This is a genomic window from Sulfurospirillum sp. E15m (genome assembly GCF_059415145.1).
Genome location: NZ_JCAHZS010000008.1, coordinates 16,973 through 41,945 on the forward strand (window position 1 = coordinate 16,973; position 24,973 = coordinate 41,945).

Here is a 24,973-nt window from a genome sequence, read left to right on the forward strand (position 1 = left end):
GGTAAAGAAGACCCACGGGCACAAAAGGGTCTTTTTTACTTAGCGTGAAAGCGCAAATCCTATACCGATTCTATCACTTCGTTTATCATAATCTATAAGACTTTCTGCATACCCACTGTAGAGTTGTATGTAGCCAAAGAGATTGTCTTCCCACAATGGAAATGTCCAGTCAAATTGTACTGCGCCGCGGTTATTATCCCGTTGAAGGTTGTTCTTGACTAAAAATTTAAAAGTTTGTTTTTTCCATGGATAAATGAGCTCCAAATCAGCTGAACCTAAATAGTCGTCAATATTTGGATTATCATCGGTTGCCGCATCTTCTGGAATACGATACCACACGCGTGGTGAAATCACCCATCCTCCCGCTTGAAAATAGGCTTTTGCATAGACTCGATTCCAAGAGCGTGATTTCTCACCGCCTTGACCATTAGACTCATGCAATACACCAAATTGATAGGCTTTAATAAAGCTGTCTTTTTCAAAGTGAGGCATAATCACAAAAAGTTCAGGCTGATAATTCGTTTCGCGAAACGGTGCTGAGTCAGCCGCTGTTTGCCACCATGATGTTTGCGTATAGGCGACGACAAAGGTTTCATGGAGTCCAAAAAAGTTATCGACCAATCCTTTTTGAATACTGAGTTGAAATTTGGTCTCTTGATGTTCCCTTCCCTCATGCGTGACGTTATCGTACGTATAAGGAAGAAGATAGTTCATTTTGTATGGCGCTAAATCAAATGTTTTTGTCAGCATCTGCTTTACAGAATTTTGCGTTTCAACATCATCATTGTACGAATCTAAAAAGGAGCTGTACACCGCTTCGGTGCGTTCAACTTTTTGTAACTGTTCGGCAATCGTTGATTCTAATGCTTGATGAGAAGGTTCTCCATCTAAACTAGAACTCGCTGCTTGTTTGTACCAAATAAAAGCCCGTTCTTTATCGCCTTTGGCTTCATAATGCTTTGCCAGCGCATACGCAGAAACCGCATCTCCTTGAGACGCTTTTTCTTCTAAGGTCGATATGTCTTGAGCCCACAAGCCCACTAGAGGGATTATAAGCGCCCATACTGTAAAAAATAATTTTTGCATTGTTGTTTACCTTGAAAGTTTAAAAATGAAATTATAACCAAATAGTCGCGAAAGCTTTACATGTAAAAATCATACCGTAGCGAAAACCAGCACCCAATGTGCTGGTTGGAAGAGAAAATAGTCTATTAGTAGATGTAATCAACGACCTTGCTGACAGCATTGAGCGATTTGATAAAATTAACAACTTCCACATGAATAGGATGCGTTGCATAGATTTGTAAGTCTTCTTTGGTCTCAAAATCACTGATAAGAGCCACATCAAAAGCTCTCTCTTCGGTTGAAAAATTAAGACCAACTTCTAAGTGTTTCACAAAATCAAGCTTTCCTTGCATACTCATGATACGCTCTTTTACGGCGTTTTTATTCGCTTCGGAATTGTCGGGCAATTTAAAAAATACAATGTGTCTAACCATAAATAACTCCTCTTTTTTTAATTTATTATAGCGCAATCGCCTCATAAATGAATGATAGTATTTAACACATATTTAACACTTGAAGATTAGACTTGTGCGGATTAAACAAAAGGAGTTAAGGATGGTAAAAAATCTAGTCGTACTTCTTGCAGCCCTTGTTTTAACACTTGGATTGCACGCAGAAGAGTTTTCTAAGGCAGCAAGTTCTAGCCCAGAATTGATTCAGAAAGAAGATGTCAAAGCCTATTGCCCCATATGTGGTATGAGTTTACAACAATTTTACAAAACGTCTCATGGGGTTTATCTTAAAGATGGTACCGCAAAACAGTACTGTTCTATGCGTTGTTTAGCAGCGGATTGGAATAGCATTGAAGCGAATGTGAAAAAAATCGTCGTAACAGATGCTAAAAGTGAAAAACTCATTGACGCCAAAGAGGCATTTTATGTGGTTGGTTCAAAAGTGCCGGGAACCATGAGTATGACAAGTAAAATTGCTTTTGCCAACCAAAAAGATGCAGAAGTATTCCAAAAAGAGTATGGCGGAGAGATGATGAACTTTAAAGATGCGTTTGCCAAAGCGCAAGCATCACTTAAAATGGATGTGGATGCTTTTATTGCGAAGAAACAAAAAGGCATGTATCCTATGGGTGAAAAGATTTACAATGCTCAATGCCAAAAAGAGAAGATTGATCTGCATGCTTTTAGCGCAATCAATGAACTTAAAGTGAGTTTGAAAAAAGAAAAAATGTGCGGTGAGTTGGATGAAAAACAGCTTCAAGCACTCTCGTTGTATTTATGGGAAATTTTACGTGTAGAAGCGCATGAACATGAACATAAAACCACTATTCACGTTGAAAAAGATGAAAAATGCCCCGTTTGTGGAATGTTCGTTTATAAATACCCTAAATGGGCGGCACGCATGAACTATATGGAAAATGGCAAAATGGTCAGCCATGTGTTTGACGGACCCAAAGATATGCTCAAATTTTATTTTAATCCAGCAAAATGGGGCAATTACACAAAACACAACGATGCAGATTTAACTATTTTAGTGACGGATTATTACACGCAAGAAGCGATTGATGGTAAAAAAGCATTTTATGTGGTGGGTAGCGATGTGTATGGTCCTATGGGACATGAATTTATCCCGTTCGCTACGCGTAAAAATGCGGAGACATTTTCTAAGGACCACAAAGGCACAGCGATTTTAGAGTTTACACACATCACTGAGCCTGTCGTGGATAGAGAAGATCACTAAGACGTTTTTATTATTCTAATGTATGGGGTTGCTCAATAATATAGCCTTGGAAAAGATCAAATCCAAGGTCATGCGCAACCTCAAGTGCTGCTTTTGAATTGAGCTGTGTGGCGATGGTTTGAATGTTTTGTCGTTGAGCAAGTGCTACGATAGCTTTACATGTAAGTTCTGCAACCATATCAATTTTAAAATTACGTATCAAATCACCGTGAACTTTCACATAGGTAATCACGTGGGTTGGCAAACTTGTCAGCAACTCAGTGTTGCGAATATTATCAAGCGCCAGCGTGATGCCTAAGGCTTTAAGTTCGGTTAATGCTTTCGTAAAAGCAGCCAGTGGCGTATGATTTTCGTATTGAATTTCCAGTATCATCCATTTTGGGTCAAGGTGTTTTTTCAAAAACGCTAAATAGTCCGCATTGAGCAAATCGTCTGAGGAGATATTTAGAGCTAAATGTTGTTGTTTACTCGTAGCAAGCTCTAAAGCTTTGAGTACAATTCCTTGAAACAGTTGGTCATAGAACTGGCGCTCTTTGGCGATTTTTAAAAACAGTCTAGGCGATTGAACGGTTTCATGGTATGCAAGGCGTAAAAGACCTTCAAAATATGCAGGTTTATTATCAGCATCAACTACCGCTTGAACATGAAGAACGATTTGTTCGTTTTCAATGGCACTTTTCATCATGCTCTCAATGGCTTCTTCATTTTCACCCATCAACATGTTCGCAAATTCAGAGTAAGTCACAAACGGTTGATCTTCCGCTTTTGCGACCAAAAGGGCTTGGCTCGCTTTTGCTAAAGGCTCAAAATGGTCAAAACTGATACCAATATAGGTTTCAATCGGAATAATTTGGTCATGATACGTATAGCTAAGCTTTTTCAAGACATCGCACAATGCAAAGATAAAACGTTCCATTTTTGCGAGCTCAAAAGGTGTGTCAAGTAAGAGAGCGAATTTATCATCTTGGATGCGATAAAGCTCCATTTCATTTTCATGCGCAAATGTTTCAAGTGTTTTAGCGAAGTTGCATAAAACAAAATCGCCTCCCTCATCACCAAAGGCAACATTGATCTGTTTAAACTGCTTGATGTCCACTAAAAAGAGTTTGGGACTTTTACATGTAAAAAGTTTTTGCTCAAATGCGTTGCGTGAATGAATGTGGGTTAAAGTGTCTTTCATAGGCGCTCCTTCGCGGATTCATATTCGTGGGGATGGTTGAGATTACTAAAGAGAGAGTCGTCTTCAAAAGCAATAAAACGTGTGCGGGCTTGTGCTAAAACAAGGCGAATTTTATGCTCGTTATTTTTGAGTAAAGAGGCGATAATCGGCTTGATAGCCGGTGTATAAATAGCACAAAGCTGATGGGAAGATGACGTTGAAGTGGCTACTAAAGCATCAACGTTGTCATTGAGGTGGCTATAGAGTGTCTCAAAAACGGTTGGTGTAACAAAGGGTGTATCGACGCTAAGAACACATACAGGCGTATTGAAATAGTCTAGTATAGAGAGCAATGCCACTAAAGGAGAGTGGTCATCGTATGCTGCAATGTCATTAATAAATGATGCTTCAAAATCAAATTTTTCTGCATTTTTGGCGCTGACATGAATGCTTTTAAAATAAGGGCTGAGACGGTGCAGTTGATACTGCGTTAATGTTGGTTGGTCGCCAAAAGGAAGCAATGCCTTATCGCTTCCCATGCGCGAACTTTTTCCACCCGCGACAATCACAAGAGGCAGTGGGACAAAAATCATTACAATGATCTTGGATCGGTGATTTTCCCCATAACCGCACTGGCTGCTGCTACGGCAGAATTCGCAAGATAAATCTCACTGGTGCGAGCGCCCATGCGTCCAACAAAGTTACGGTTGGTGGTCGAAACACAACGTTCACCCTCACCCAAAATGCCCATATAGCCACCTAAACATGCACCACAAGTTGGATTACTAAATACCGCACCTGCTTCAATGAAAATATCGACCAATCCTTCTTTTTGTGCTTGAAGTGAAATTTTTTGAGTCGCTGGTGTGATAATCAAACGCGTTTTACGTGCAACTTTTCTTCCTTTTAGAATTTTAGCGGCAATGCGTAAATCTTCCAAACGACCATTGGTACAACTGCCAATAAAGACTTGGTCAATGGATAAATCATCCGCAACCGCTTTTGAAATGGATTTGCCATTGGAGGGCAAAAAGGGGTATGCGATGACAGGTTCAAGGTTTGCGACGTCAATGTGCAAGACTTGAGCATACGTCGCATCTTCGTCAGAATAGAAGAATTTGGGTTCTCGTACTAATGGTTTGTCACTTAAAAAGGCTTTGGTTGTCTCATCAACCGCAACAATACCACTTTTCGCACCCGCTTCAATAGCCATGTTACAAAGAGAAAAACGGTCATCCATGCTCAAATACGAGATAGTGTCGCCTGTAAATTCGAGTGTACGGTACAATGCTCCATCCACCCCTAAAATACGAATAACTTCAAGGATGAGGTCTTTACCATACACGTATGCTTTAGGCTTTCCGCTAAAGACAACTTTGATAGACTCAGGCACCTTAAACCAGTTTTCACCTGTAATCATCGCAAATGCAAGGTCGGTTGAACCCATACCGGTTGAAAACGCACCTAAGGCTCCATGCGTACACGTGTGTGAGTCTGCGCCGATGATGACATCTCCAGGACCAACAAGTCCTTTTTCAGGGAGGAGGGCGTGTTCAATACCCATGTCTTTTTCGTCGAAATAGTATTTGAGGTCATGTTTGTAAGCAAATTCACGGCTGATTTTGGCTTGATTGGCACTGGCAATATCTTTGGCAGGAATGTAGTGATCCATGACGATGCTAAAGCCATCAGGATTGGCGAGCTTTGTTGCGCCACTCTCTTCAAAGGCACGGATAGAAATAGGGGTTGTAATATCGTTACCGATAACCATGTCGATTTTACATTTTATGATTTCACCTGCTTTAACAGGATGACCGACGTGTTCGCTAAAAATTTTTTCAGTGATTGTTTGACCCATAATAATACACCTTGTGTGGTAAATTAGGGTATTGTAACAAAAAAAGGTTTAAGAAAAAGCAAAATTAAGAGTTGCATTTGCGCAACTCTTAAAGGAAGGATTAATGGCCGCAGCCACATCCTCCTGAACCGCATCCGCCTGCACTATCATTTTTTGATGTGTCGATTTTAAACGGAATATACGCAGGGCAAAAGCGAAACAATGCTGTGCCTAGAACGATAACACCGATAATTCCAAACCAGCTTTGATACGCAACCCCTGCTAAAATAATAGCAATCCCTGCGATAAAACGAATCGCTTTATCGGTTTTTCCTACGTTACATTTCATTGTGTAAACTCCTCATTTTGATTTTGACTATTATAAAACAAAAAGCTTTAATTGTCAGTAACATACGTTACAAATCTATGACAAAATTTCAATCTCTTTGCGATGGAGTTTCAGTAAATTTTGTTTCTCTAAGTCTTTTAATACACGACTGATGACGACGCGAGATGTGCCCATTGCCTCTGCGATTTCTTCATGAGTTGCTTGAATATAAGGAGTGTTATGCGCTCTAAGCCAACTTAAAATACGACTATCGAGTTTTTTAAATTTGATATCTTGAATGAGGGTTGCAAGTGCATCAAGTTTAATCGTAAAGAGTGAGAAAACATAGTTAAGATACGCAGGAGAGCGGTGCATGAGCGTTTTAACGACATCTTGGGGAATGAGCCAGCCTTCAATGTCACTGAGTGCGTACGCTGTGCCAATAGCGGGTGTTTGTGAAATCGTGCTTGAAGTGTTAATCACACATTGTTCGCCCTCTTTTAAGGCATATAGCGGAATTTTTTTATCGTTTTCACCGTACATAAACAGTTCAACTTCCCCTTTGCCCAGTAACAAAATATCTTGGCAAATATCTTCTTGATAGAATAAAACAGTCTCTTTGGGAAGGGCAATTTTTCGTGCGTGTGAACGTAAATAGTCAAGCTCACTCAGTTCAAGCGATTTGGCAAAATCAAACGCTTCTAGTTGCAGCATAGAACTCCTTTAATCTTTAGAAGAGTTCTTTATTGTAGCGCAAAAGAGGTGAAAAAAAGCTCTTTACATAAAACCTTTATAGTTGGCTAAAAAGCGCGGGAGTCCTTGTGTTGCAAAAACGCCCTCACTCCACGGTTTAGGGTCTATAATATGAAAATAGTCGGTTTTTAGTACATACACACACGCTTGAATTATCGAGCCTTTTACCACCAGTTCTACTTCTTTACGCTCGTAATATTCGCCCTCAAATGCATCAAGCGTTTGCATGTCTTCATCACTGATATCGTAGTAAACTACCCCTTCCACGTGTTCATCTCCTTGGAAAATGACAGGGTATTCGTCCTCTTTGACTGAGCGTCTTGTATAACCATTGAGCGTGGCTTTTTGAGAGAGATAATTTCCTTTGACAAGTTTGTCCCAGACCTGTTCAAACATTAATGAACCATACGTAAAAAGATGTGCCATAAGTTACTCCTTGGTTAAAATCATACCATGCTTCCGTCCTTTTTGGGTGCTCAAAAACTGAGCAAATGGGGTATAATAAGAGCAAATCATTCTTTTAGAGGCGTTCTTATGGTTACATGTAAAACAGATAATGCTGACCCTTTTTTTTGTCAATTAACAGCACAGTTAGATAAAGAATTGCATGCGCGTTACGGTACTTTACAATCCACGTACGATAAGCACAACAAAATTGACCCTATTGCGACAGCACTTTTAGGGTATGAAGATGATAAAGCCGTTGCGTGTGGATGTTTTAAAAAAATTGACACGCAATGTGTTGAAATGAAGCGCATGTTTGTTGTCCCTGAATTTCGACGTCAAGGCTTTTCTTCACAACTTTTACGGGAACTAGAAGCGTGGGCACAAGCGCTTGGCTTTAGTGAAGCTCGCTTGGAAACAGGCAAAGCACAACCCGAAGCTATAGCCCTTTACACCAAGATGGGGTACCGCATTATCCCTAACTATCCGCCGTATGTGGGGATGGAAAACAGTGTATGCATGCACAAACTTTTAAGGAGTTGATATGGCACAATGTACGTTTGATTCTCCCATCGGGCGATTGATAGCCGTTGCAGATGAACAAGGGATTTGTTCTTTGGATTTTGAAAAAGATGGTGAGATTTTTGATGAAGAAAACAGACATTTAACACTGCTAAAGCAAGAGCTTGGGGCTTATTTTGAAGGAAAACTCAAGCAGTTCAGCGTTCCCTTAGCTCCTAAAGGGACTTCGTTTCAGCAAGGCGTTTGGAATGTTCTGAAAACGATTCCTTATGGTGAAACTATCTCGTATACGCAAGAAGCTATTTTGTTGAAACACCCTAAAGCCACACGTGCTGTTGCAAACGCAAATGGCAAAAATAAAATCGCTATTATTATTCCGTGTCACCGTGTGATTGCCAAAGATGGAAGTATTGGTGGATACAGCAGTGGTGTGTGGCGTAAAGAATATCTTTTAGCATTGGAGCAAAAATATAAATGAAAATAGTATTAGCGATAGACTCTTTTAAAGGGTGTGCAACCTCGAAAGAACTTTCGTTGTGGATGACAAAAGCTATCACATCTGTGTACCCAGAAGCGCACATTCATGCGTGTGAAATTTCAGACGGCGGAGAAGGTCTTACCGAAGCATTGGTCTCAAATACGCAAGGGCGTATGATTACATGTAATGTGCATGACCCTTTGATGAATCCTATTTGCGCAACCTATGGTTTATTAGGCGATGGTAAAACGTGTGTCATTGAAATGGCCCAAGCAGCAGGACTTCCTCTCGTTCCAAAAGAGAAACGAAATCCTCTTGTAACAACAACCTATGGGGTGGGTGAGTTGGTGAAAGATGCGCTTAACAGAGGCATCCGCTCTTTTATTATCGGCATCGGAGGAAGTGCCACCAATGACGCTGCTGTAGGAATGTTGCAAGCACTTGGCTTTCGCTTTTTAGACGCTTCCAACAAGGAATTAGGGTATGGAGGCGCTATTTTAGAACAGATTCATCACGTGGATACAACGCAGGTTCTACCTGAGCTTCGCGAATGCAGCTTTAAAGTTGCGTGTGATGTGGATAATGTCATGTATGGTACCCACGGCTCTGCGCATGTTTATGCGGCACAAAAAGGGGCAGATGAAGCGATGATTGAACGTTTGGATGCGGGTATGAAATCGTTTGCAACCGTGATTGAAGCTTTTTGCCATCACAACGTTGCCATTCTTGCTGGTTCAGGTGCCGCAGGGGGAATGGGCGGAGGGTTGATGGCGTTTTTGGGTGCGACACTGCATTCGGGGATTGATTTGGTTTTGGACCAACTAAACTTTAATCATCTTATAAAAGATGCCACGATGGTAATTACAGGCGAAGGGCGCATTGATAGGCAATCTTTAATGGGAAAAGTCATTTGCGGTATCGCTAAGCGCACGCAAAAAGCAGATGTGCCGTTGATTGCATTAGCCGGTGGCATTGCAGATGAGTTAGAAGAACATCCTGGCGTAGATGCGCTTTTTTCCATTGCCCAACATCCTTTATCCCTTGAAGAGGCGATGCAAAAAGAGCGTACCAAGCTTTGGGTTGAACGCAGTACTCAAGAGATTTTTAGATTGATGAAAACCATGCAAAAAAGGGCATTATGAAACACGCTGAGCTGATAGCTATCAATGATTATTTAAAACGCTATACAAAAATTTCATCTATTCACCGTGTTGATGATAGTGTGCTTCGCATTCTTTTTGAATCGGGCGAGCCTTTGTTTATTGATTTGGGGCGTAACGATTCGTATATGTTCTTGAAAGAAGATTTCAAACAGTCCAAACGGTATAACGCGCCTTTTGACGTTTTGTTAAACAAGCGCTTTGCAAATGCAAAAATTGAATCCATGGTGGTTGAAGAGAACAATCGTATCTGGCGCATTAGCGTGTTAGCCAGTTCAAGCTATAAAGCCCTTCGGACGACACTGCAGTTAGAATTTACAGGGCGCAATACCAATGCGATTATCGTGGATGAAAATGAGGTCGTCTTAGAAGCACTGCGCCACATTGACGCCAGTGTCTCCTTTCGCAGCGTGAAAGTAGGTGAGGTTCTTGAAAAATTACCGCCTAAAGAGCTCAAAGAGAAGCCTTTTGTTGCAGATTTAGGTATTGAGGCTTACTTAAAATCAGGCTATGAAAAACGTTTACATGTAAAACTTTTTGAGCTTAAAAGTCAAAAAAAAGCATTGTTAAATAAAAAGATTGCCAAGCTTGATGAGACGATGAATCTTCTTGAAAACGAAGAGGAGCTTTTAGCAAAAAGTGAGCAAACGCATAAAGAAGCAACTTTGGTGTTGGCTCATTTGCATACGATTAAAGGGTATCAAGACTGTGTGGATGTGTACGATTTTGAAGGCGTGCAGGTGCACATTGAGCTTCCTTTGGCAAGCACACCGCAACATGCGGCAAATTTAATGTTTAAGAAATCAAAAAAGCTTCGTCAAAAGGCATTTTCTGTCCACAGACAACGCGAAAATCTGGAAGAGAAAAAGTTCTTTTTAGAGCGTATGATAGCGGTGATTGAAGCGGCGCATGATTTAGAAGAGATTCATATTTTAACGCCTAAAACGAAAAAGCAAAAACAAAAAGGCGATGATACAAGTTATGAGACATTTTTGTTAGAGGGATACCGTATTTTGTTAGGAAAAAATGAAAAGGGGAACATTACACTACTGCAAGAGGCAAAAAAGAACGATATATGGTTACATGTAAAAGATTTACCTTCTTCGCATGTGATTATCTGTACAGAAAAGCAGAATGTGCCAGAGCCTATTTTGGTTTTTGCCGCAAAATTGTGTGTGGATTTTAGTATGACGCAAAAAGGCGGCTATTTGGTCGATTATACCAAACGCAAAAACGTCAAGCCTTTTGATGGAGCGAATGTTGCTTATGAAGAGTACCAAACATTAAAAATTTATAAAGAGTGAGCAAACCATTTTTTTCTGGCTCAAAGAGCCAAGCTTTTACGTATCAGACATTGAAACGAAACAAGGAGTAAAGGAGGAAAATCATGGCAGTAGGTCCTGTGGGTAATATAATTTATTCGAACCAAATGATGCATGTGCAAGCCTCGAAACAGAACGATTATCAAAACAGTATCCAGATGCAAAGTGTCTTAGCGACTGCTTTGCAAAATGAGAAAGATGAAGAAGTGCAAGAAGTGCGTCCCGCGGAAGAGAGTTACCGTATTGACCCTGAGAATGAACATGAACGTCAAAAACATGATGAAGAGAGTGGTACCACAAAAGAACAGATGAAACAAGCCAATGAAAACGACGAAAATGAGGCAAAAGAGGATGAGGAAAAACCTTTGCATCAAGGTCTTTTAGACATTAAAGCTTAGCTTCACCACTGCTTTGCTATTATTCTTTTAATTTAACTTAATCTTTATAAAAGAGTTTTCATGAACTTTAAAACACTGTATGAATCCAACAAAGAGCGCGTTGTCACGGGTCTATTGATGATCGCTTTTGCTGCCTTTATTGCCTTCCTTGATAATCCTTTCATTACATGGATTATTTTAGGCATTATGTATTTGTTCGCTTTTCACGAAGCAATGAATCTTTTTGAAGTCCGTGATACAAAATTTTATATTTATGCCATTGTCTTGTGGTTAGCGGCTTTTATTTATCCCAACCCCGATGATTTGGTCTATCTGGCGTTGATTCTCTCTTTAGCGATTATGGCGTATCGTAAAGCAGTCAATTACAAACTTTTAGCGCCTTTCTTATACCCCTCAATTTCCATGCTTTTTTTGTATGCGTTGTACCATGATTTTGGTATGAGTGTGTTGATTTGGCTCGTGATTGTTGTTGCATTGACCGATACGGGCGCTTATTTTGTTGGTAAAAGTATTGGCAAAACCTCTTTCACGCCCACTTCACCCAATAAAACGCTTGAAGGTGTCGTCGGAGGCATCTTAATTGCAACCGTTGTTGGCGCATTGTATGGCACTTTTTTAATTCCGATGTGGCTTTCAGCATTGATTGCGCTTTGTACCTCTATCGCATCGGTGTTTGGTGATTTGTTTGAGAGTTATCTGAAACGCGAAGCGGGGCTTAAAGACAGCGGAAATTTATTTCCAGGACATGGGGGAATGTTGGATCGCTTAGATGGTTATCTTTTTGGCGTGGTTGTCATGGTGATATTACTACGAGGATTAGCATAACATGGTACTCCTTGGCTCAACAGGCTCCATTGGCGTTAATGCGCTTATCATTGCTAAACGCTTTAACTTACAAATTGAAGCCTTAGTTGCCGGAAAAAATATAGCCCTTTTAAATGAACAAATAGCAGAGCATCATCCAAAATATGTGGCTATCAGTGACGCTAAAGATCGTCCTCTTGTGAAACATGAACATGTTTTTGTCGGTAAAGAGGGTATGTTAGAACTTCTTGGGCGTTGCCAAAGCCATTTGGTGATTAATGCGTTAGTCGGTTTTGCGGGACTTGCTCCTAGTATTGAAACGCTGCGTTTGGGAAAAAAACTAGCGTTAGCCAATAAAGAGTCTTTAGTCGTCGCAGGACATCTTTTAGAAACTGCAAAAATTACTCCCATTGACAGTGAACATTTTGGACTATGGTATCTTTTAAACAATCGCTCGGTTCATGGGATGAGTATCACCGCAAGCGGTGGGGCATTTCGCGATACTCCTCTTGAACTTTTACCTCAAATGAGCTTTAGTGATGCGCTGAAACATCCTAATTGGAGCATGGGTGCAAAAATTACGATTGATAGTGCAACCATGACCAATAAGCTCTTTGAATTATTGGAAGCAAAATGGCTTTTTAATTGTGATAATTTAGATGCCATTATTGAACCGAAATCGCTCATTCATGCGTTCGTTCATTTTACAGATGGCAGTACAACGGCACATTTAGCTGCTGCCGATATGAAGCTTCCTATCTCTTTCGCACTTTTGGGTAGTGTGGAAGAAGCCATTTTACCGCCCCTTGATTTAACAGCCATCGGTTCATTCTCTTTTCAACCTATCGATAAAAACCGTTATCCTATTTGGGAAATTAAAGATGAGGTTTTGGCAAATCCACGCAGAGGTGTTGTCATTAATGCGGCCAATGAAATAGGCATTACTAAATTTTATAACCATGAGATTAATATCATTGAATTAGCCAAGCTCACACAAAAAGCATTTTACTATTTTGAAGACGCTACGCCTTCTAATTTGGATGAAGTATTTGAAATTGATAAAGAAGTTAGAGCCTTTTGCTTAAAATAAACGCATCAAATCAATACCATCAACACGCAGTTTATCATACAATATACGATAGAAAATTACCAAAGAGAGGTGTAAATGCTAAGTCGTACGGACTATAACTTTAGACTTAAAGATAGCATTGTCGGGCTACAATTTTTATTTGTTGCTTTTGGAGCATTGGTTTTGGTGCCAATTCTCACAGGGCTCAATCCCAACGTAGCGCTGTTTACAGCGGGTCTTGGAACGTTAATTTTTCAGCTAGTGACTCGTAAATCGGTTCCTCCTGTTTTTTTAGCATCGTCATTTGCGTTTATTGCGCCGATTATTTATGGCGTTAAGACATGGGGTATTGCAGGAACGATGAGTGGCTTGGTTGCGGCAGGTTTATTTTATGCGTTTTTGAGTTTATTGATTCATTTGCGTGGAAGTAATTTTATTCATAAGCTGTTGCCACCTGTTGTGACAGGCCCTGTTATTATGACGATTGGTCTCATTCTCTCTCCTGTAGCGGTGAATATGGCGATGGGTAAAACGGGAGACGGCTCTTTAGTATTGGTTCCGTTTCATGAAGCCATTGTTGTCTCTTTAGCAGCACTGGTCGTGACGATGCTTGTGACACTCCTTGGAAAAGGCGTTTTGCGGCTCCTTCCGATTATGTGTGGTATTGCAGGTGGTTATACAGTAGCGTTGTTGCTCGGACTTGTTAATTTTGACGCCGTGAGTCAAGCTCCTTGGTTTGCAATTCCTGCTTTCATCACCCCGGAATTTAATATGGAAGCTATTTTTTATATATTACCCATTGCTATTGCTCCTGCAGTAGAGCATGTGGGGGATATTCTAGCAATTAGTAATGTCACTAAAAAAGATTATCTTAAAAACCCCGGACTTAAGTTTACGCTCTTGGGCGATGGTTTAGCCACCAGTGCGGCCTCATTGCTTGGCGGACCACCAAATACAACGTATTCTGAAGTGACAGGCGCTGTGACTATTACCAAAGCATTTAATCCCGCGATTATGACATGGGCGGCTATTTTTGCTATTGTTTTAGCCTTTGTAGGCAAATTGGGCGGACTACTTTCAACAATTCCTGTGCCTGTTATGGGTGGTATTTTATTGCTATTGTTTGGCATTATCGCATCCATTGGTATGGAGACAATTATTAAGGGTAATGTCGATATGGCAGACCCTCGCAATATGATCATTGTTTCGATTATTTTAGTATTTGCGATTGGCGGAATGACATTTGATTTTGGCGGTACCAAATTTAGCGGTATTGGTCTGGGTGCAATCGTTGGAATTTTTCTAAATTTAGTATTACCAAAAACGCGCCATTTTGATGGCTACTAAGGAGGATGGTTTAATGGAGTTTATCGAGAATATTATTTCTACACTTTCGGGTATCGTTTGGGGTGCACCAATGCTCATTTTATTGGTGGGTACGGGTATTTACTTGACGATTATTTTAAAAGGCATGCAGTTTTGGGCATTGCCTCATGCGCTCAAACTAATTTTTCATAAAGAGAGCGATGGCGAAGGTGAGATCAGTCACTTTGCTGCACTCATGACGGCGCTTGCCGCAACGGTGGGTATTGGTAACATCGTTGGCGTTGCAACTGCGATTACCCTTGGTGGTCCTGGTGCTGTTTTTTGGATGTGGGTTACAGGACTTGTCGGTATGGCCACAAAATATTCTGAAGCAGTTTTAGCCGTTAAATATCGCCAGCAAGGTCACCACCATGGCTTTAAAGGTGGACCAATGTACTACTTAACCTACGGTCTTAAAATGCCAAAACTTGGTATGGCTTTTGCTATTTTTACAGCACTTGCCGCATTTGGTATTGGGAATATGACGCAAGCCAATGCCGTTGCTAATATTTTGGACTCACAAATGGGTGTTCCAACATGGGTGACCGGTGTTGTTCTTTTGACATTAACGGCAGTGGTTATTTTAGGGGGTATTAAATCGATTGGTCGCTTTACCTCTTTCTTAGTTCCGTTTATGATTTTGGTTTATGTTGCGGTAGCACTGATTATCTTAGCGATGAATGTTGATAAAATTGGCGCTGCATTTGGACTTATTTTTTCTCATGCTTTTAATCCCATTGCTGCGGGCGGTGGATTTGCCGGTGCGACGATAGCAACGGCGATGCGTTATGGTATCGCGCGGGGTGTCTTTTCAAATGAATCTGGTTTGGGTTCTGCACCGATTGCTGCTGCGGCTGCAAAAACAAGTGACCCTGTCCGTCAAGCCTTGGTCAGTATGACACAAACGTTTATTGATACGTTAGTGGTGTGTACGATGACGGCACTCATTATTTTGATTGCTCCATTTTGGCAACAAGGCGTTAGTCCAGGTAGCCTTACCATGCAGAGTTTTGAGCTCTATCTTGGCTCTTTTGGTTCTGTTGTGGTTGTTCTTTCAACCGCGCTTTTTGCGTACTCAACCATTTTAGGGTGGAGTTATTATGGCGAAAAAGCATTTGAGTATATTTTTGGTGAGCGTTTCATCCGGTTGTACCGTGTTTTATTTATTGCCGTTGTGATGGTTGGCGCGATGATGAAACTAGAATTTGTATGGAACTTCTCTGACTTGATGAATGGTATGATGGCAATTCCAAACCTTATTGCTCTTTTAATGCTTTCTAAAGTCATTTCAAGTGAGAGCAAACGCTATTTTAATAGTCTGAAATAGGACATTTCATGTTTCGATTCTCTTTTGCAATTGCCGCAATCATCGTCTTATCGTTGATTAATTTTTACAGTTACAGGCGCTTTTTAAAGCGCTTGGACCTGCTTTTTAGGTTTGCAAAAGAGATCAAATGGGTGATGATTCTCATCACGTTATGCGAAGTTTTTTATTTTTTAGTGTTGCGATTAGACAATCTTGACCCCTTTTTGTACGCGCTTTTTTCGGCCATGATTGGTATCTCTTTTATGCTGTTTTGCGTGGCGATACTGTACGATTTGATGCACATTCCTTATTCAAAAATACCGCAAAATGCTTCCAGACGAATGTTTGTTAAAATGGTTTTGGATGTGACTATGTTGCTTTTAGCGCTTTCGTATATGGCCAAAGGGTTTTTCAATGGCATGAAACCGCCAAGGCTTAAAGAGCTGGATGTGGCGATTAAAGGTTTAAAAGAAGAGCTTTGCATTGTGCAAATCAGTGATTTACATATTGGAAAGACTCTGGGAAAATCTTTTGTCGATGCGATTGTCCAACAGGTCAATAAACTCGATGCCGATATTGTCGTTATTACAGGCGATTTGGTTGATATGCCTGTGGAGGCTATTGGCAATAAACTCGATGCACTTAGAGAGCTTCAAAGCAGATTCGGTGTCTATTTTGTCCCTGGAAATCATGAATATTTTTATGGGGTTCATAAGATTATGGAGTTCGTGGAATACTTAGGCATCAATATCCTCTCCAACCGCTCGATGATAATTAACGATACGATTAATCTTGCAGGCGTGATGGATATGATGGGCAAACGTTTTGATTTTGCGCCACCTGATTTACAGAGTGCCCTTTTACATGTAAAACCTGAATTACCTACGATTTTATTGGCACATCAGCCAAAAATGGTGCAGGAGATAAAGGGTGAAAAGATTGATTTGATTTTATCAGGGCATACGCATGGTGGGCAGATTTTCCCCTTTGGATTGCTTGTTCTTTTAGACCAACCCTATTTAAGTGGGCTGTACAAACATAATGACACCACGCAGATTTTTGTCACCAACGGTGCTGGATACTGGGGGCCTGCTGTTCGCGTTATGGCGCCGAGTGAAATTGTCAAACTTACTTTAAAAGCAACCGTATGAGACATATCTTTTTCGTTTTTTTTATAGCATTCTTCTTTTTAGGATGCAGTGTTAAACAAGAAAATCTGGCAATAGAGCCTACAAAACTTACACAATTAACGACAGATTTAGCAGCACTGTCTCCAAGCGTTGATTATCAAGAGGCGCGTCTTTTTGCGTATGAGGCATTATGGTATCCGCATGTGTTGGCAAAGCGATATGGTCTTGTCTATCCGCCTACATTTCACAATTTATTGATTAATACGGGACTTCGTGATAGAGGGCTGTGTTATCAATGGAGCGAAGATATGATTACTCATTTAAAAGCGCTGCATTATCAGAGTTTTGATTTGAGATGGGGGGTTGCCAATAAAGGTGAATTTGATGAGCATAACACCGTTGTCGTCGTTGCTAAAGGTGCGCCTTTTAGTACAGGGATTTTGATTGATCCGTGGCGCCATTCGGGGGAACTTTATTGGACGAAATTAAACGATGATCCTGAGTATCATTGGATGGAAAATCTTGATCGAAGTCACTATTATGGAACTATTAGCGCTAAATAGAAGCAAGTTTCTTTAAAATAATACGTATCACGCTACCTCTGCCTATATGTTTGTCACCCTCATTGAGCAAAACAACCTCTTGCGCAAGCTTGATGATTTTACAGGGAAGAAATTTCACACAGTCTAAAATATCATTGATGTCATACAATAAAGCGCTATTCCTAGGGCCTCCACTACTAAAATGAATCTGACTCTCACTAAAAAGCTCGGCGATAAAAATGCCATCGACATTCAGCGCTTCTATGGCTTTTTCAAATAAAAGATGTTGATCATGTTTGGGTAAATGTAAGTAAGTACATACCACGGCATCGTACAGTGGCTCTGGTTCCCAGTATTGAAGCAGTGTGTGTCGTACTTTGATAGACACATAATGTTCTTTCGCGCGTTTTCTCAGCTTAACAAGTGCTATATCGGAAGCATCAAGCGCTTCGACATTTAATCCATGGTCAGCAAGATAGATAGCATTGCGCCCTTCACCTTCGCCTAGACACATAATGTTGGTAGCATGCAGTAAAAAGTCGAGATTTTCCAGAATAAAGTTGTTGGGAGTCTCCCCATAAATCAAATGTGGCGTCTGAAATTTCTCATTCCAAAATGCTTGCATGCTTTTCCTTCAGTGACGTTAAATTTATTGTAACACAATTTAAATCAATGCAATTTTTTTTTAAATAGATTAGAATGCTTGCTTATTAAAAGGAGTAAAAATGAAATACCCTAATTTTTTCGATACGGTTGAGACGATGACATTGTATGATCCTCTTAGTGAAGCGTTAGGTGCCTTTGAAAATGGAATTGTCACCTACAGTTATGTGGATATTGTTAAAAACGCAGGGCACAGTTGTCCTACGGTTGCAGGCGCATATTTGATGGTACGTGAAGGTTTAAAAGCCTTGTATGGGGAAGATATTCCGCAAAGAGGATCTATTCAAGTCATGTTCAAAGAAGCTCAACATGAAGGTACAACAGGTGTCGTGGCTGCTGTTTTTTCATTGATTACCGGTGCGGCTAGCGTTGGCGGATTTAAAGGGTTGTCTGGAAATTTGGTTCGTTCGGGCTTACTCTTTTTTCAAGAAGAAATTCCTTTACATGTAAGAATGACACGCGTTGATACACAGCAGCATGTAGACATAGCTTATAATCCTAATAAAATTCCTTACGATACGTCCTTGCAACCACTGATGTCGAAGTTGTTTACAAAAGCGCTTGATGAGAAAGAAAAAGAGCTTTTTCGGGAATTATGGCAAGAAAAAGTGCGAAAAATTTTAGAAAATTTTGATAAAGTTATAGAGTTAATCTAAACCTTATACATTGCGGAGTAAAAGTATTGCTAAGCCTAAAAAAACAAAATATCACAAAATGGATTGTTTTTTTACCCGCATTTGCAATTTTACTCACCTTTGGAATTACACTCATTATTGTCATCTCCACCGAACAAGCCGAATATCAAAAAGCCGTTGAACATGCCCGCATCGAATATGTCAAACGTTCCAAAATACAAGCAAAAGAGCGTGTTGATAAGCTGATTGATTATATCAACGTGAATGAAAAATTTGTAATGAATGAGGCAAAAGACGAGATTAAAAATATCGTCAATCTCGCGTACAACGTGATTGTAGATACGGACATAGAAAATTCAAAATTACCTCGCGAGCAAATTCTAGAAAAAATTAAACTCAAGTTACGTAACACGCGGTTTTTTAATGATTTAAGTGGTTACTATATTATTTTTGGCTTGGATGGTACTTGTGTGATGCATGGTGAAAATCAAGCTCTTGAAGGTCAAAATGCACTTAATTTGCAAGATGCCAATGGACACTATCTCGTGCGAGATACACTTGAGCATTTAAAAAAGGAAGATGCCTTTTTCTTGGAATGGGACTGGAAAAATCCATCAGACAATCATTTCCGTACAAAAGTAGGGTATATCAAAAAGTATGCGCCATTAAATATCTATGTTGGAAGCGGGCGGTATGAGGAGGAGATACGAGAACGCATTAAAAAAGAGACGCAAAAACTGCTTTTAAACACTCGGTACGGTGAATATGGGTACATTTTTGCCTACGACTACAATGGGAACACCATTGCTCACGGTGATAGAAGCTTGGTGGGTAAAAATCGCCTAGGTGTTGTGACCAATAACCAGTACATTATTCGTGATATTGTTGAGGGCGGTAAACGCAATGAAGAAGGATTTTTCATGACCTATGAAGCCTCGTTTCATCCGCATGACGAAGACAGACGCAAAATCTCTTTCATTCGCTCCATCCCTCAATTTAAATGGGTCATAGGAACGGGTGCTTATTTGATGGAAGAGAATAATGCACTGATTGAACAAGAACGACTCCTTAAAAATAAAATGCAATCCACCATCATTAATATGCTTGCCGTTTCGCTCATCATCATGCTTTTGGTGATGGGCGTGATGTTTTTTATCTCTACAAAACTTCGCTCTGTTTTATCGCGTTATGAAAACCATCTTTTGCTGAGTAATAAACAAATACGTGAGCAAAAGTTGGTGTTTGAAACGCTGTATCAAAAGTCTGCCGATGGTATTTGGTTGTTAAAAGAGGGTGTTTTTGTCGATTGTAACGAGGCAATTATGAAAATGTTTAAAGCCAAAGACAAACAAAAACTTATTAACGTCTCTTTGGCGGACCTTTCTCCTGAGTTTCAACCCGATGAACAAAGTTCTTATGAAAAAGCACTGTGGATGAATGCTCTTGCTTCGCAAAACAGTGTCCATAAATTTGAATGGCAAGCGCGTGATTGCGAGGGTAAACTCTTTTGGATTAGTATTGTTATGACAACAATTCATATGAACAAAGGTATTATTCAACACTGTTCTGTGCGGGATATTACCATTCGTAAAGAGTTAGAAGAAGAGAATAAAAAACAGAAAAAACTTTTAATGCACCAGGTAGAACATGATATTTTAACAGGTCTTCCTAATCGCAATTTATTGCAAGACCGCCTGACACAAGCTATTAAAAAAGCCAGTCGTGATAACAAGGTGCTGGGCATCATGTTTATCGATGTCGATAAATTTAAAAGTGTTAATGACTCCTTGGGACATGATGCAGGCGATATGCTTTTAAAAACGATTGCATTGCGTATGAAAAACAGTATTCGTGAAACCGATACCGTGGCGCGCTTAAGCGGTGATGAGTTCATTGTCCTTTTAGATGGTTGCAAAGATGTCAGTGATATTTTTGTTGCGATTAAGAAGCTGGTCAATGCTTTTCAAGAGCCGTTTCTCATGGGCAATGAGAGCTTTAAAATCACGATGAGCATCGGTGTAAGTGTCTATCCACACGATGGAGAAACCGCAAGTAAACTTCTTAAAAACGCAGATATCGCAATGTACAAAGCCAAGTCCAAAGGGCGCAATCGTTATGTCTTTTTTGACCAAGAGATGAACCAAGAAACGAATGAACATTTGGAAATTGAGAAAAGCTTACAAAAAGCACTGATTCACAATGAATTTATGATTTACTACCAACCTCAAATTAACCTTCAAACCGAACATATTGTTGGCTTTGAAGCTTTGATTCGCTGGAATCATCCGACCAGAGGCTTAACCGTTCCTGGGTATTTTATTCATATTGCCGAAGAGAGCGAGCTCATTGTTGAAATTGGAAATTGGGTTATTGCTGAGGTCATGCGACAAATTAAAGTCTGGTATGACATGGGGCTTAATCCTGGGAAAGTGGCTATTAATATCGCAGGAAAACAGTTAGAATCAGCAGGCCTAATTGCTTTTATGATTCAAAATCTTAAAGAGAGCGGTTGCCGACCAGAGTGGATTGAAATGGAGATTGTCGAGCGCTTTATTATGAAAGATACCACCAAATCCATTGCTCTTTTGAAGCGTTTTCGTGAGTTGGGCGTGGATATTTCTATTGATGATTTTGGAACGGGACACTCTTCTTTGGCGTATCTTAAACAACTACCGATTACAAAACTCAAGATTGACCAGAGCTTTGTGCAAAATTTAGAAGAAAGCAAAGAAGACAGAGCTATTGCGCGAACGATTATAGAACTAGGGCGCGGACTGGGACTTAAAGTATTAGCAGAAGGCGTTGAAACCAAAGAGCAAAAAGAGTTTATTTATAGCAGTGGTTGCGAGTTGATGCAAGGGTATCTCTTTAGTAAGCCAATTAGTGCTGCAGAGACTGAAATATTGCTCAAAAATCAAAAGCACATGCTATAATCATAATGAAAATGACCACTTAGGGCGAAAATGGTACGTAGAGAATTTTTAGGATTACTGGGAGCTGGATTACTGGGTAGCACTGCTTTTGCAGATGAATTAAAGCACAGCGATGTATGGTTAAGAGAAGATCAAAAAGAGGTTTTTGCTTCCGTTTTAAAAAAACTCGATCAAGTTGAACATACCGTTGGTTACGCAAATTTTAATCTTATTTCCTTTGATGATACCCTCAAAATCGCAAAAAATTACTCTAAAATAGGTGCTTTTACACCCGCAGAACTTGCGTTTATTGAAGAAGTGTTTTATACCGATCCTGTTATTTATGGATTTTATGGCAAAAAAACAGTCGATAAACTCACTACCACGATTAATGAAAAAGAAGTGATTAAAATCTCTGGTACAGGGCATTTTCTCTATAAAGGGCATTCGCAAGAATCCTTTAATCGCATCATAAAAGATGTTGGGAAAACGGTTATTTTAACATCAGGAATCAGAAGTGTTGTCAAACAACTAGGCCTTCATCTGGAAAAAATTCAGAGTGAAAAAGGCAACATTACTATCGCGACACGCTCTTTGGTACCCCCTGCGTATTCGTACCATACGATTGGGGATTTTGATGTCGGCAAAAAAGGGTGGGGTTATCAGAATTTTACAGCGAATTTTGCGCGTACTGAGGAGTTTTGGAGTTTACAAAAACTCTCCTACATCTCTATGCGTTATACCCTTGGTAATGGAGATGGTGTCAGGTACGAGCCATGGCACGTAAAGATTGTTTAAATGATTTTAAGTATTGAGAGTAGCTGTGATGATAGCTCGATAGCTATTACTCGCATAAACGATAAAAAACTTCTGTTTCATAAAAAAATATCACAAGATAGTGAGCACGCCCAATATGGCGGTGTCGTTCCTGAATTAGCCGCTCGCCTTCACGCCATAACCTTGCCTAAAATTCTTGAAGAGACCAAGCCTTATTTCCATGAGCTTAAAGCTATTGCTGTAACGAATGAACCAGGACTTTCCGTGAGTTTGGTTGAAGGCGTGAGCATGGCAAAAGCACTCAGTGTGGCACTCTCTCTTCCGCTTATCGGTGTCAATCATCTTAAAGGACATATTTATTCACTCTTTATTGAAGGTGAAACAACGTTTCCTATGGATGTTTTGTTGGTATCTGGCGGTCACACACAGCTTTTACATGTAAAAAATTTAGATGAAATTCAACTACTTGCAACGACGATGGATGACAGTTTTGGAGAGAGTTTTGATAAAGTAGGCAAGATGTTAGGACTTCCTTATCCGGCAGGGCCCATTATTGAAGCCTACGCTAAAAAAGGGGATGAAAAACGATTTGACTTTACAATTCCTCTGCAAGGCACCTCTTCTTCTAAACTTGCCTTTAGCTATTCTGGTTTGAAAAATCAAGTCAGGCTTTGCATTGAAGCCCATGAAAATTTGGATGAGCAGACCCTTTGCGATGTCTGTGCTTCCTTTCAGCGTGTAGCAGTGGCGCATTTGATGCAAAAAGTTAAAAAAGCGTATAAAGAGCGAAACGTAGAGCACTTTGGCGTGGTTGGAGGTGCAAGTGCCAACCAATACCTCCGTAAACATCTAGAAGCTTTTTGCGCCACAAAAAAAGCAAAATTACACACCGCAAAAATGGAATTTTGTTCCGATAATGCGGCAATGATAGGTAGATGCAGTGTTGAAATGTATGAAAAAGGAAAGTTTACAGCGCTGGAAGCTCTGAAAGTACGTAGTTCTTCAAAAAATATTTTTTACTAGTTTTCAAAATAAACTTTAATTTTGTTTTCCAACTCTCTGCTTGAATCGTGTAAGGATTTATGGGCGGTGTCAATGATAATATGCTCTTGTTCCCAAGGGTGATATTCTCGTTTGAGTACATCTTGCCATGTTGGTAGGCGAAGATTTTCTATATCTGTTTTTCTTGTATCAATACGAAAACGATGTTCTTCTTGATCTGAACACATTATTTCGATATTGACAAATAAAGTGTTATGCGATAAGGCAACGGATTCCCATTCCTCTCTAGTCATTTTCCATGGATTGCAACTATCTGCGATGACGCTTTGCCCAAGCGCAAGATTATCTCCTGCAATACGATAGGCTAGTCGATAACCTTCCCCTTGAACTCTATAATGGCATAAATCTTGTATGCCTTGCTCTATTGTATCAATTCTAAGATAAGTGGCTTGTGTGATGCGAGCAAATTCTTTTGCGATAGTGGTTTTACCCACACCTGGAAGTCCTGAAAAAATATACAATATAGGTTGTTGCATTAGTAATCTCTTGTAGGTAAAACTTATAAGATAATAATCTCTTCTTCAAGCCTTATATCACAATGCTTGAATACGGCTTCTTTAACCGAAGAAATAAGCTCTATGGCTTCCTCATACGTTCCTCCTCCAAGATTGACCAAAAAGTTGGCGTGAACATTGCTGAACATCATATTGCCGACGCGTTTACCTTTAAAGCCTACCTCTTCGATGAGCTTGCCGGCATAGTTTCCCGATGGGTTTTTAAAACAACTTCCCGCACTGGGTTCTTTGGGTTGATTGTCTCTCATTTTTTTAAACATGACCAGTAGATTTTCATCGAAACCACTTTTACATGTAAAGGTTGCTTCATAAACGATACCATCGATATGCGCAAAACGATAACCGTGCGCTATCGCCTCTTTGGGTATCCATCCTTTTTCGGTGCGAATTGCAAGGAGATGATTGAAAATTTCCCACTCTTTGAGTCCCGCATTCATCGCTACCATTCCACCAAGGGTTCCTGGGAGTTTTTGCATCAGCTCAAAGCCTGAGAGGTTGTTTTTTTTAGCAAAGGAGAGTATTTTGCCACTGGGCGTTGCACCTCCAATATGCAAAATATCATCGTGTATCGCTATAAAATCAAAACGTTTATCGAGCATAGCAAGAGGGGGTGGCGTAGGACTCACTAAAAGATTATTCGCCCCTCCAATGAGCTGATACTCTTTGGGCAAGGAGGTGAGATTATCCAGCAATAAAACATCAACTTTGGGTCCTATTTTAATGCTTGAGTAGGTCGAAAAGTTGATGGATTTTGTCATTAAAATACAAATGTGGGAATAAGATCGATCATACGTGTTGTAAATTCAATCATCATATTCATCATCCATGGCATCGTGAAAATAGCCACGACAATGACGATTAAAATCTTAGGAACAAAACTGAGCGTCATTTCATTGATTTGCGTTGTTGCTTGAAAGATGCTAATCGCAAGACCCGCAATCATTCCAGCAAGGAGCATAGGCATAGAAAGATAAAGCGCAATTTTAAATGTTTCAACACCAAGACCGATGAGTTTTGCTTCCATAAAATACCTTT

The 24,973-nt window shown here is 40.1% G+C and carries 28 protein-coding genes; 16 read left to right on the forward strand and 12 right to left on the reverse strand.

What is annotated here, in order from left to right; genetic code table 11:
• Positions 1-39: 39 nt before the first annotated feature.
• Positions 40-1,086, reverse strand: coding sequence for a phospholipase A (locus AC5SLP_RS10855; RefSeq protein WP_495255172.1), 1,047 nt, complete (start codon positions 1,084-1,086; stop codon positions 40-42).
• 125 nt (positions 1,087-1,211) lie between these two features.
• On the reverse strand, positions 1,212-1,499 hold the full coding sequence (locus AC5SLP_RS10860) for a Dabb family protein (RefSeq protein ID WP_495255173.1): 288 nt from the start codon (positions 1,497-1,499) through the stop codon (positions 1,212-1,214).
• A gap of 121 nt (positions 1,500-1,620) precedes the next feature.
• On the opposite strand from AC5SLP_RS10860, the gene AC5SLP_RS10865 reads away from it, so the two are divergent.
• Positions 1,621-2,757 carry a nitrous oxide reductase accessory protein NosL gene (locus AC5SLP_RS10865; RefSeq protein WP_495255174.1) on the forward strand — a complete coding sequence of 379 codons (1,137 nt, stop codon included), beginning with the start codon at positions 1,621-1,623 and terminating at the stop codon, positions 2,755-2,757.
• A gap of 10 nt (positions 2,758-2,767) precedes the next feature.
• On the opposite strand, the gene AC5SLP_RS10870 is transcribed toward AC5SLP_RS10865, so the two are convergent.
• The 6 genes from AC5SLP_RS10870 to AC5SLP_RS10895 all read right to left on the reverse strand — a co-directional run bounded on the left by AC5SLP_RS10870 (position 2,768) and on the right by AC5SLP_RS10895 (position 7,260).
• Positions 2,768-3,937: an EAL domain-containing protein gene (locus AC5SLP_RS10870; protein WP_495255175.1), complete on the reverse strand. Its 1,170-nt coding sequence runs from the start codon at positions 3,935-3,937 to the stop codon at positions 2,768-2,770.
• Positions 3,934-4,509 carry a molybdenum cofactor guanylyltransferase gene (gene mobA / locus AC5SLP_RS10875; RefSeq protein WP_495255176.1) on the reverse strand — a complete coding sequence of 192 codons (576 nt, stop codon included), beginning with the start codon at positions 4,507-4,509 and terminating at the stop codon, positions 3,934-3,936. Before mobA ends, AC5SLP_RS10870 begins: the two co-directional genes overlap by 4 nt.
• Positions 4,509-5,774 carry a 3-isopropylmalate dehydratase large subunit gene (gene leuC / locus AC5SLP_RS10880; protein WP_495255177.1) on the reverse strand — a complete coding sequence of 422 codons (1,266 nt, stop codon included), beginning with the start codon at positions 5,772-5,774 and terminating at the stop codon, positions 4,509-4,511. Before leuC ends, mobA begins: the two co-directional genes overlap by 1 nt.
• A gap of 100 nt (positions 5,775-5,874) precedes the next feature.
• Positions 5,875-6,102: a YgaP family membrane protein gene (locus tag AC5SLP_RS10885; RefSeq protein WP_495255178.1), complete on the reverse strand. Its 228-nt coding sequence runs from the start codon at positions 6,100-6,102 to the stop codon at positions 5,875-5,877.
• Positions 6,103-6,177: 75 nt separating this feature from the next.
• The gene (locus AC5SLP_RS10890; protein ID WP_495255179.1) at positions 6,178-6,795 is read right to left on the reverse strand and encodes a Crp/Fnr family transcriptional regulator; all 618 of its coding nucleotides are present in this window, start codon (positions 6,793-6,795) and stop codon (positions 6,178-6,180) included.
• A gap of 63 nt (positions 6,796-6,858) precedes the next feature.
• Positions 6,859-7,260 (reverse strand): gamma-glutamylcyclotransferase family protein, encoded by a 402-nt coding sequence (locus AC5SLP_RS10895; protein WP_495255180.1) that lies wholly within the window; start codon positions 7,258-7,260, stop codon positions 6,859-6,861.
• A gap of 108 nt (positions 7,261-7,368) precedes the next feature.
• Between AC5SLP_RS10895 and AC5SLP_RS10900 the strand changes: the two genes are divergently transcribed.
• The 11 genes from AC5SLP_RS10900 (at position 7,369) to AC5SLP_RS10950 (ending at position 17,395) form a co-directional block, all read left to right on the forward strand.
• The gene (locus tag AC5SLP_RS10900) at positions 7,369-7,821 is read left to right on the forward strand and encodes a GNAT family N-acetyltransferase (protein WP_495255181.1); all 453 of its coding nucleotides are present in this window, start codon (positions 7,369-7,371) and stop codon (positions 7,819-7,821) included.
• Between the two features lies 1 nt (position 7,822).
• Positions 7,823-8,278, forward strand: a complete 456-nt coding sequence (locus AC5SLP_RS10905; protein WP_495255182.1) for a methylated-DNA--[protein]-cysteine S-methyltransferase — start codon at positions 7,823-7,825, stop codon at positions 8,276-8,278.
• Positions 8,275-9,420: a glycerate kinase gene (locus tag AC5SLP_RS10910; protein ID WP_495255183.1), complete on the forward strand. Its 1,146-nt coding sequence runs from the start codon at positions 8,275-8,277 to the stop codon at positions 9,418-9,420. The genes AC5SLP_RS10905 and AC5SLP_RS10910 overlap by 4 nt, the downstream gene beginning before the upstream one ends.
• Complete coding sequence (locus tag AC5SLP_RS10915; RefSeq protein WP_495255184.1) at positions 9,417-10,742, forward strand: NFACT family protein; 1,326 nt, start codon at positions 9,417-9,419, stop codon at positions 10,740-10,742. Before AC5SLP_RS10910 ends, AC5SLP_RS10915 begins: the two co-directional genes overlap by 4 nt.
• Before the next feature lie 83 nt (positions 10,743-10,825).
• The gene (locus tag AC5SLP_RS10920; RefSeq protein ID WP_495255185.1) at positions 10,826-11,158 is read left to right on the forward strand and encodes a hypothetical protein; all 333 of its coding nucleotides are present in this window, start codon (positions 10,826-10,828) and stop codon (positions 11,156-11,158) included.
• Between the two features lie 60 nt (positions 11,159-11,218).
• Positions 11,219-11,983 carry a phosphatidate cytidylyltransferase gene (locus tag AC5SLP_RS10925; RefSeq protein ID WP_495255186.1) on the forward strand — a complete coding sequence of 255 codons (765 nt, stop codon included), beginning with the start codon at positions 11,219-11,221 and terminating at the stop codon, positions 11,981-11,983.
• A 1-nt stretch (position 11,984) separates the two neighbouring features.
• On the forward strand, positions 11,985-13,052 hold the full coding sequence (gene dxr, locus AC5SLP_RS10930) for a 1-deoxy-D-xylulose-5-phosphate reductoisomerase (protein ID WP_495255187.1): 1,068 nt from the start codon (positions 11,985-11,987) through the stop codon (positions 13,050-13,052).
• 75 nt (positions 13,053-13,127) lie between these two features.
• Entirely contained in the window at positions 13,128-14,378 is a 1,251-nt protein-coding gene (locus AC5SLP_RS10935; protein ID WP_495255188.1) for a uracil-xanthine permease family protein, read from the forward strand.
• Positions 14,379-14,391: 13 nt separating this feature from the next.
• Complete coding sequence (locus AC5SLP_RS10940; RefSeq protein ID WP_495255189.1) at positions 14,392-15,723, forward strand: alanine/glycine:cation symporter family protein; 1,332 nt, start codon at positions 14,392-14,394, stop codon at positions 15,721-15,723.
• An 8-nt stretch (positions 15,724-15,731) separates the two neighbouring features.
• Positions 15,732-16,853: a metallophosphoesterase gene (locus tag AC5SLP_RS10945; protein WP_495255190.1), complete on the forward strand. Its 1,122-nt coding sequence runs from the start codon at positions 15,732-15,734 to the stop codon at positions 16,851-16,853.
• The gene (locus AC5SLP_RS10950) at positions 16,850-17,395 is read left to right on the forward strand and encodes a hypothetical protein (RefSeq protein WP_495255191.1); all 546 of its coding nucleotides are present in this window, start codon (positions 16,850-16,852) and stop codon (positions 17,393-17,395) included. Before AC5SLP_RS10945 ends, AC5SLP_RS10950 begins: the two co-directional genes overlap by 4 nt.
• On the opposite strand, the gene AC5SLP_RS10955 is transcribed toward AC5SLP_RS10950, so the two are convergent.
• Entirely contained in the window at positions 17,388-17,999 is a 612-nt protein-coding gene (locus AC5SLP_RS10955) for a class I SAM-dependent methyltransferase (protein WP_495255192.1), read from the reverse strand. The genes AC5SLP_RS10950 and AC5SLP_RS10955 overlap by 8 nt on opposite strands.
• A gap of 100 nt (positions 18,000-18,099) precedes the next feature.
• Here AC5SLP_RS10955 and AC5SLP_RS10960 point away from each other — a divergent pair, with 100 nt between their 5' ends.
• From AC5SLP_RS10960 to tsaD, 4 genes are read left to right on the forward strand one after another with little or no spacing between them, the layout of a single operon-like run.
• Positions 18,100-18,693: a hypothetical protein gene (locus AC5SLP_RS10960; RefSeq protein ID WP_495255193.1), complete on the forward strand. Its 594-nt coding sequence runs from the start codon at positions 18,100-18,102 to the stop codon at positions 18,691-18,693.
• 26 nt (positions 18,694-18,719) lie between these two features.
• Positions 18,720-21,605 carry a cache domain-containing protein gene (locus tag AC5SLP_RS10965; RefSeq protein ID WP_495255194.1) on the forward strand — a complete coding sequence of 962 codons (2,886 nt, stop codon included), beginning with the start codon at positions 18,720-18,722 and terminating at the stop codon, positions 21,603-21,605.
• A gap of 30 nt (positions 21,606-21,635) precedes the next feature.
• Positions 21,636-22,382, forward strand: coding sequence for a M15 family metallopeptidase (locus AC5SLP_RS10970; RefSeq protein ID WP_495255195.1), 747 nt, complete (start codon positions 21,636-21,638; stop codon positions 22,380-22,382).
• Positions 22,383-23,384, forward strand: coding sequence for a tRNA (adenosine(37)-N6)-threonylcarbamoyltransferase complex transferase subunit TsaD (tsaD, locus tag AC5SLP_RS10975; RefSeq protein WP_495255196.1), 1,002 nt, complete (start codon positions 22,383-22,385; stop codon positions 23,382-23,384).
• Here the strand turns inward: tsaD and AC5SLP_RS10980 are convergent.
• The 3 genes from AC5SLP_RS10980 to fliQ are packed head-to-tail and all read right to left on the reverse strand — an operon-like array spanning position 23,381 to position 24,962.
• On the reverse strand, positions 23,381-23,899 hold the full coding sequence (locus AC5SLP_RS10980) for a P-loop nucleotide/nucleoside kinase family protein (protein WP_495255197.1): 519 nt from the start codon (positions 23,897-23,899) through the stop codon (positions 23,381-23,383). The two genes, tsaD and AC5SLP_RS10980, sit on opposite strands and share 4 nt — an antisense overlap.
• A 23-nt stretch (positions 23,900-23,922) precedes the next feature.
• Positions 23,923-24,696 (reverse strand): UDP-N-acetylmuramate dehydrogenase, encoded by a 774-nt coding sequence (locus AC5SLP_RS10985; protein ID WP_495255198.1) that lies wholly within the window; start codon positions 24,694-24,696, stop codon positions 23,923-23,925.
• Positions 24,696-24,962 (reverse strand): flagellar biosynthesis protein FliQ, encoded by a 267-nt coding sequence (gene fliQ / locus AC5SLP_RS10990; RefSeq protein WP_495255199.1) that lies wholly within the window; start codon positions 24,960-24,962, stop codon positions 24,696-24,698. Before fliQ ends, AC5SLP_RS10985 begins: the two co-directional genes overlap by 1 nt.
• Between the last annotated feature and the right edge of the window lie 11 nt (positions 24,963-24,973).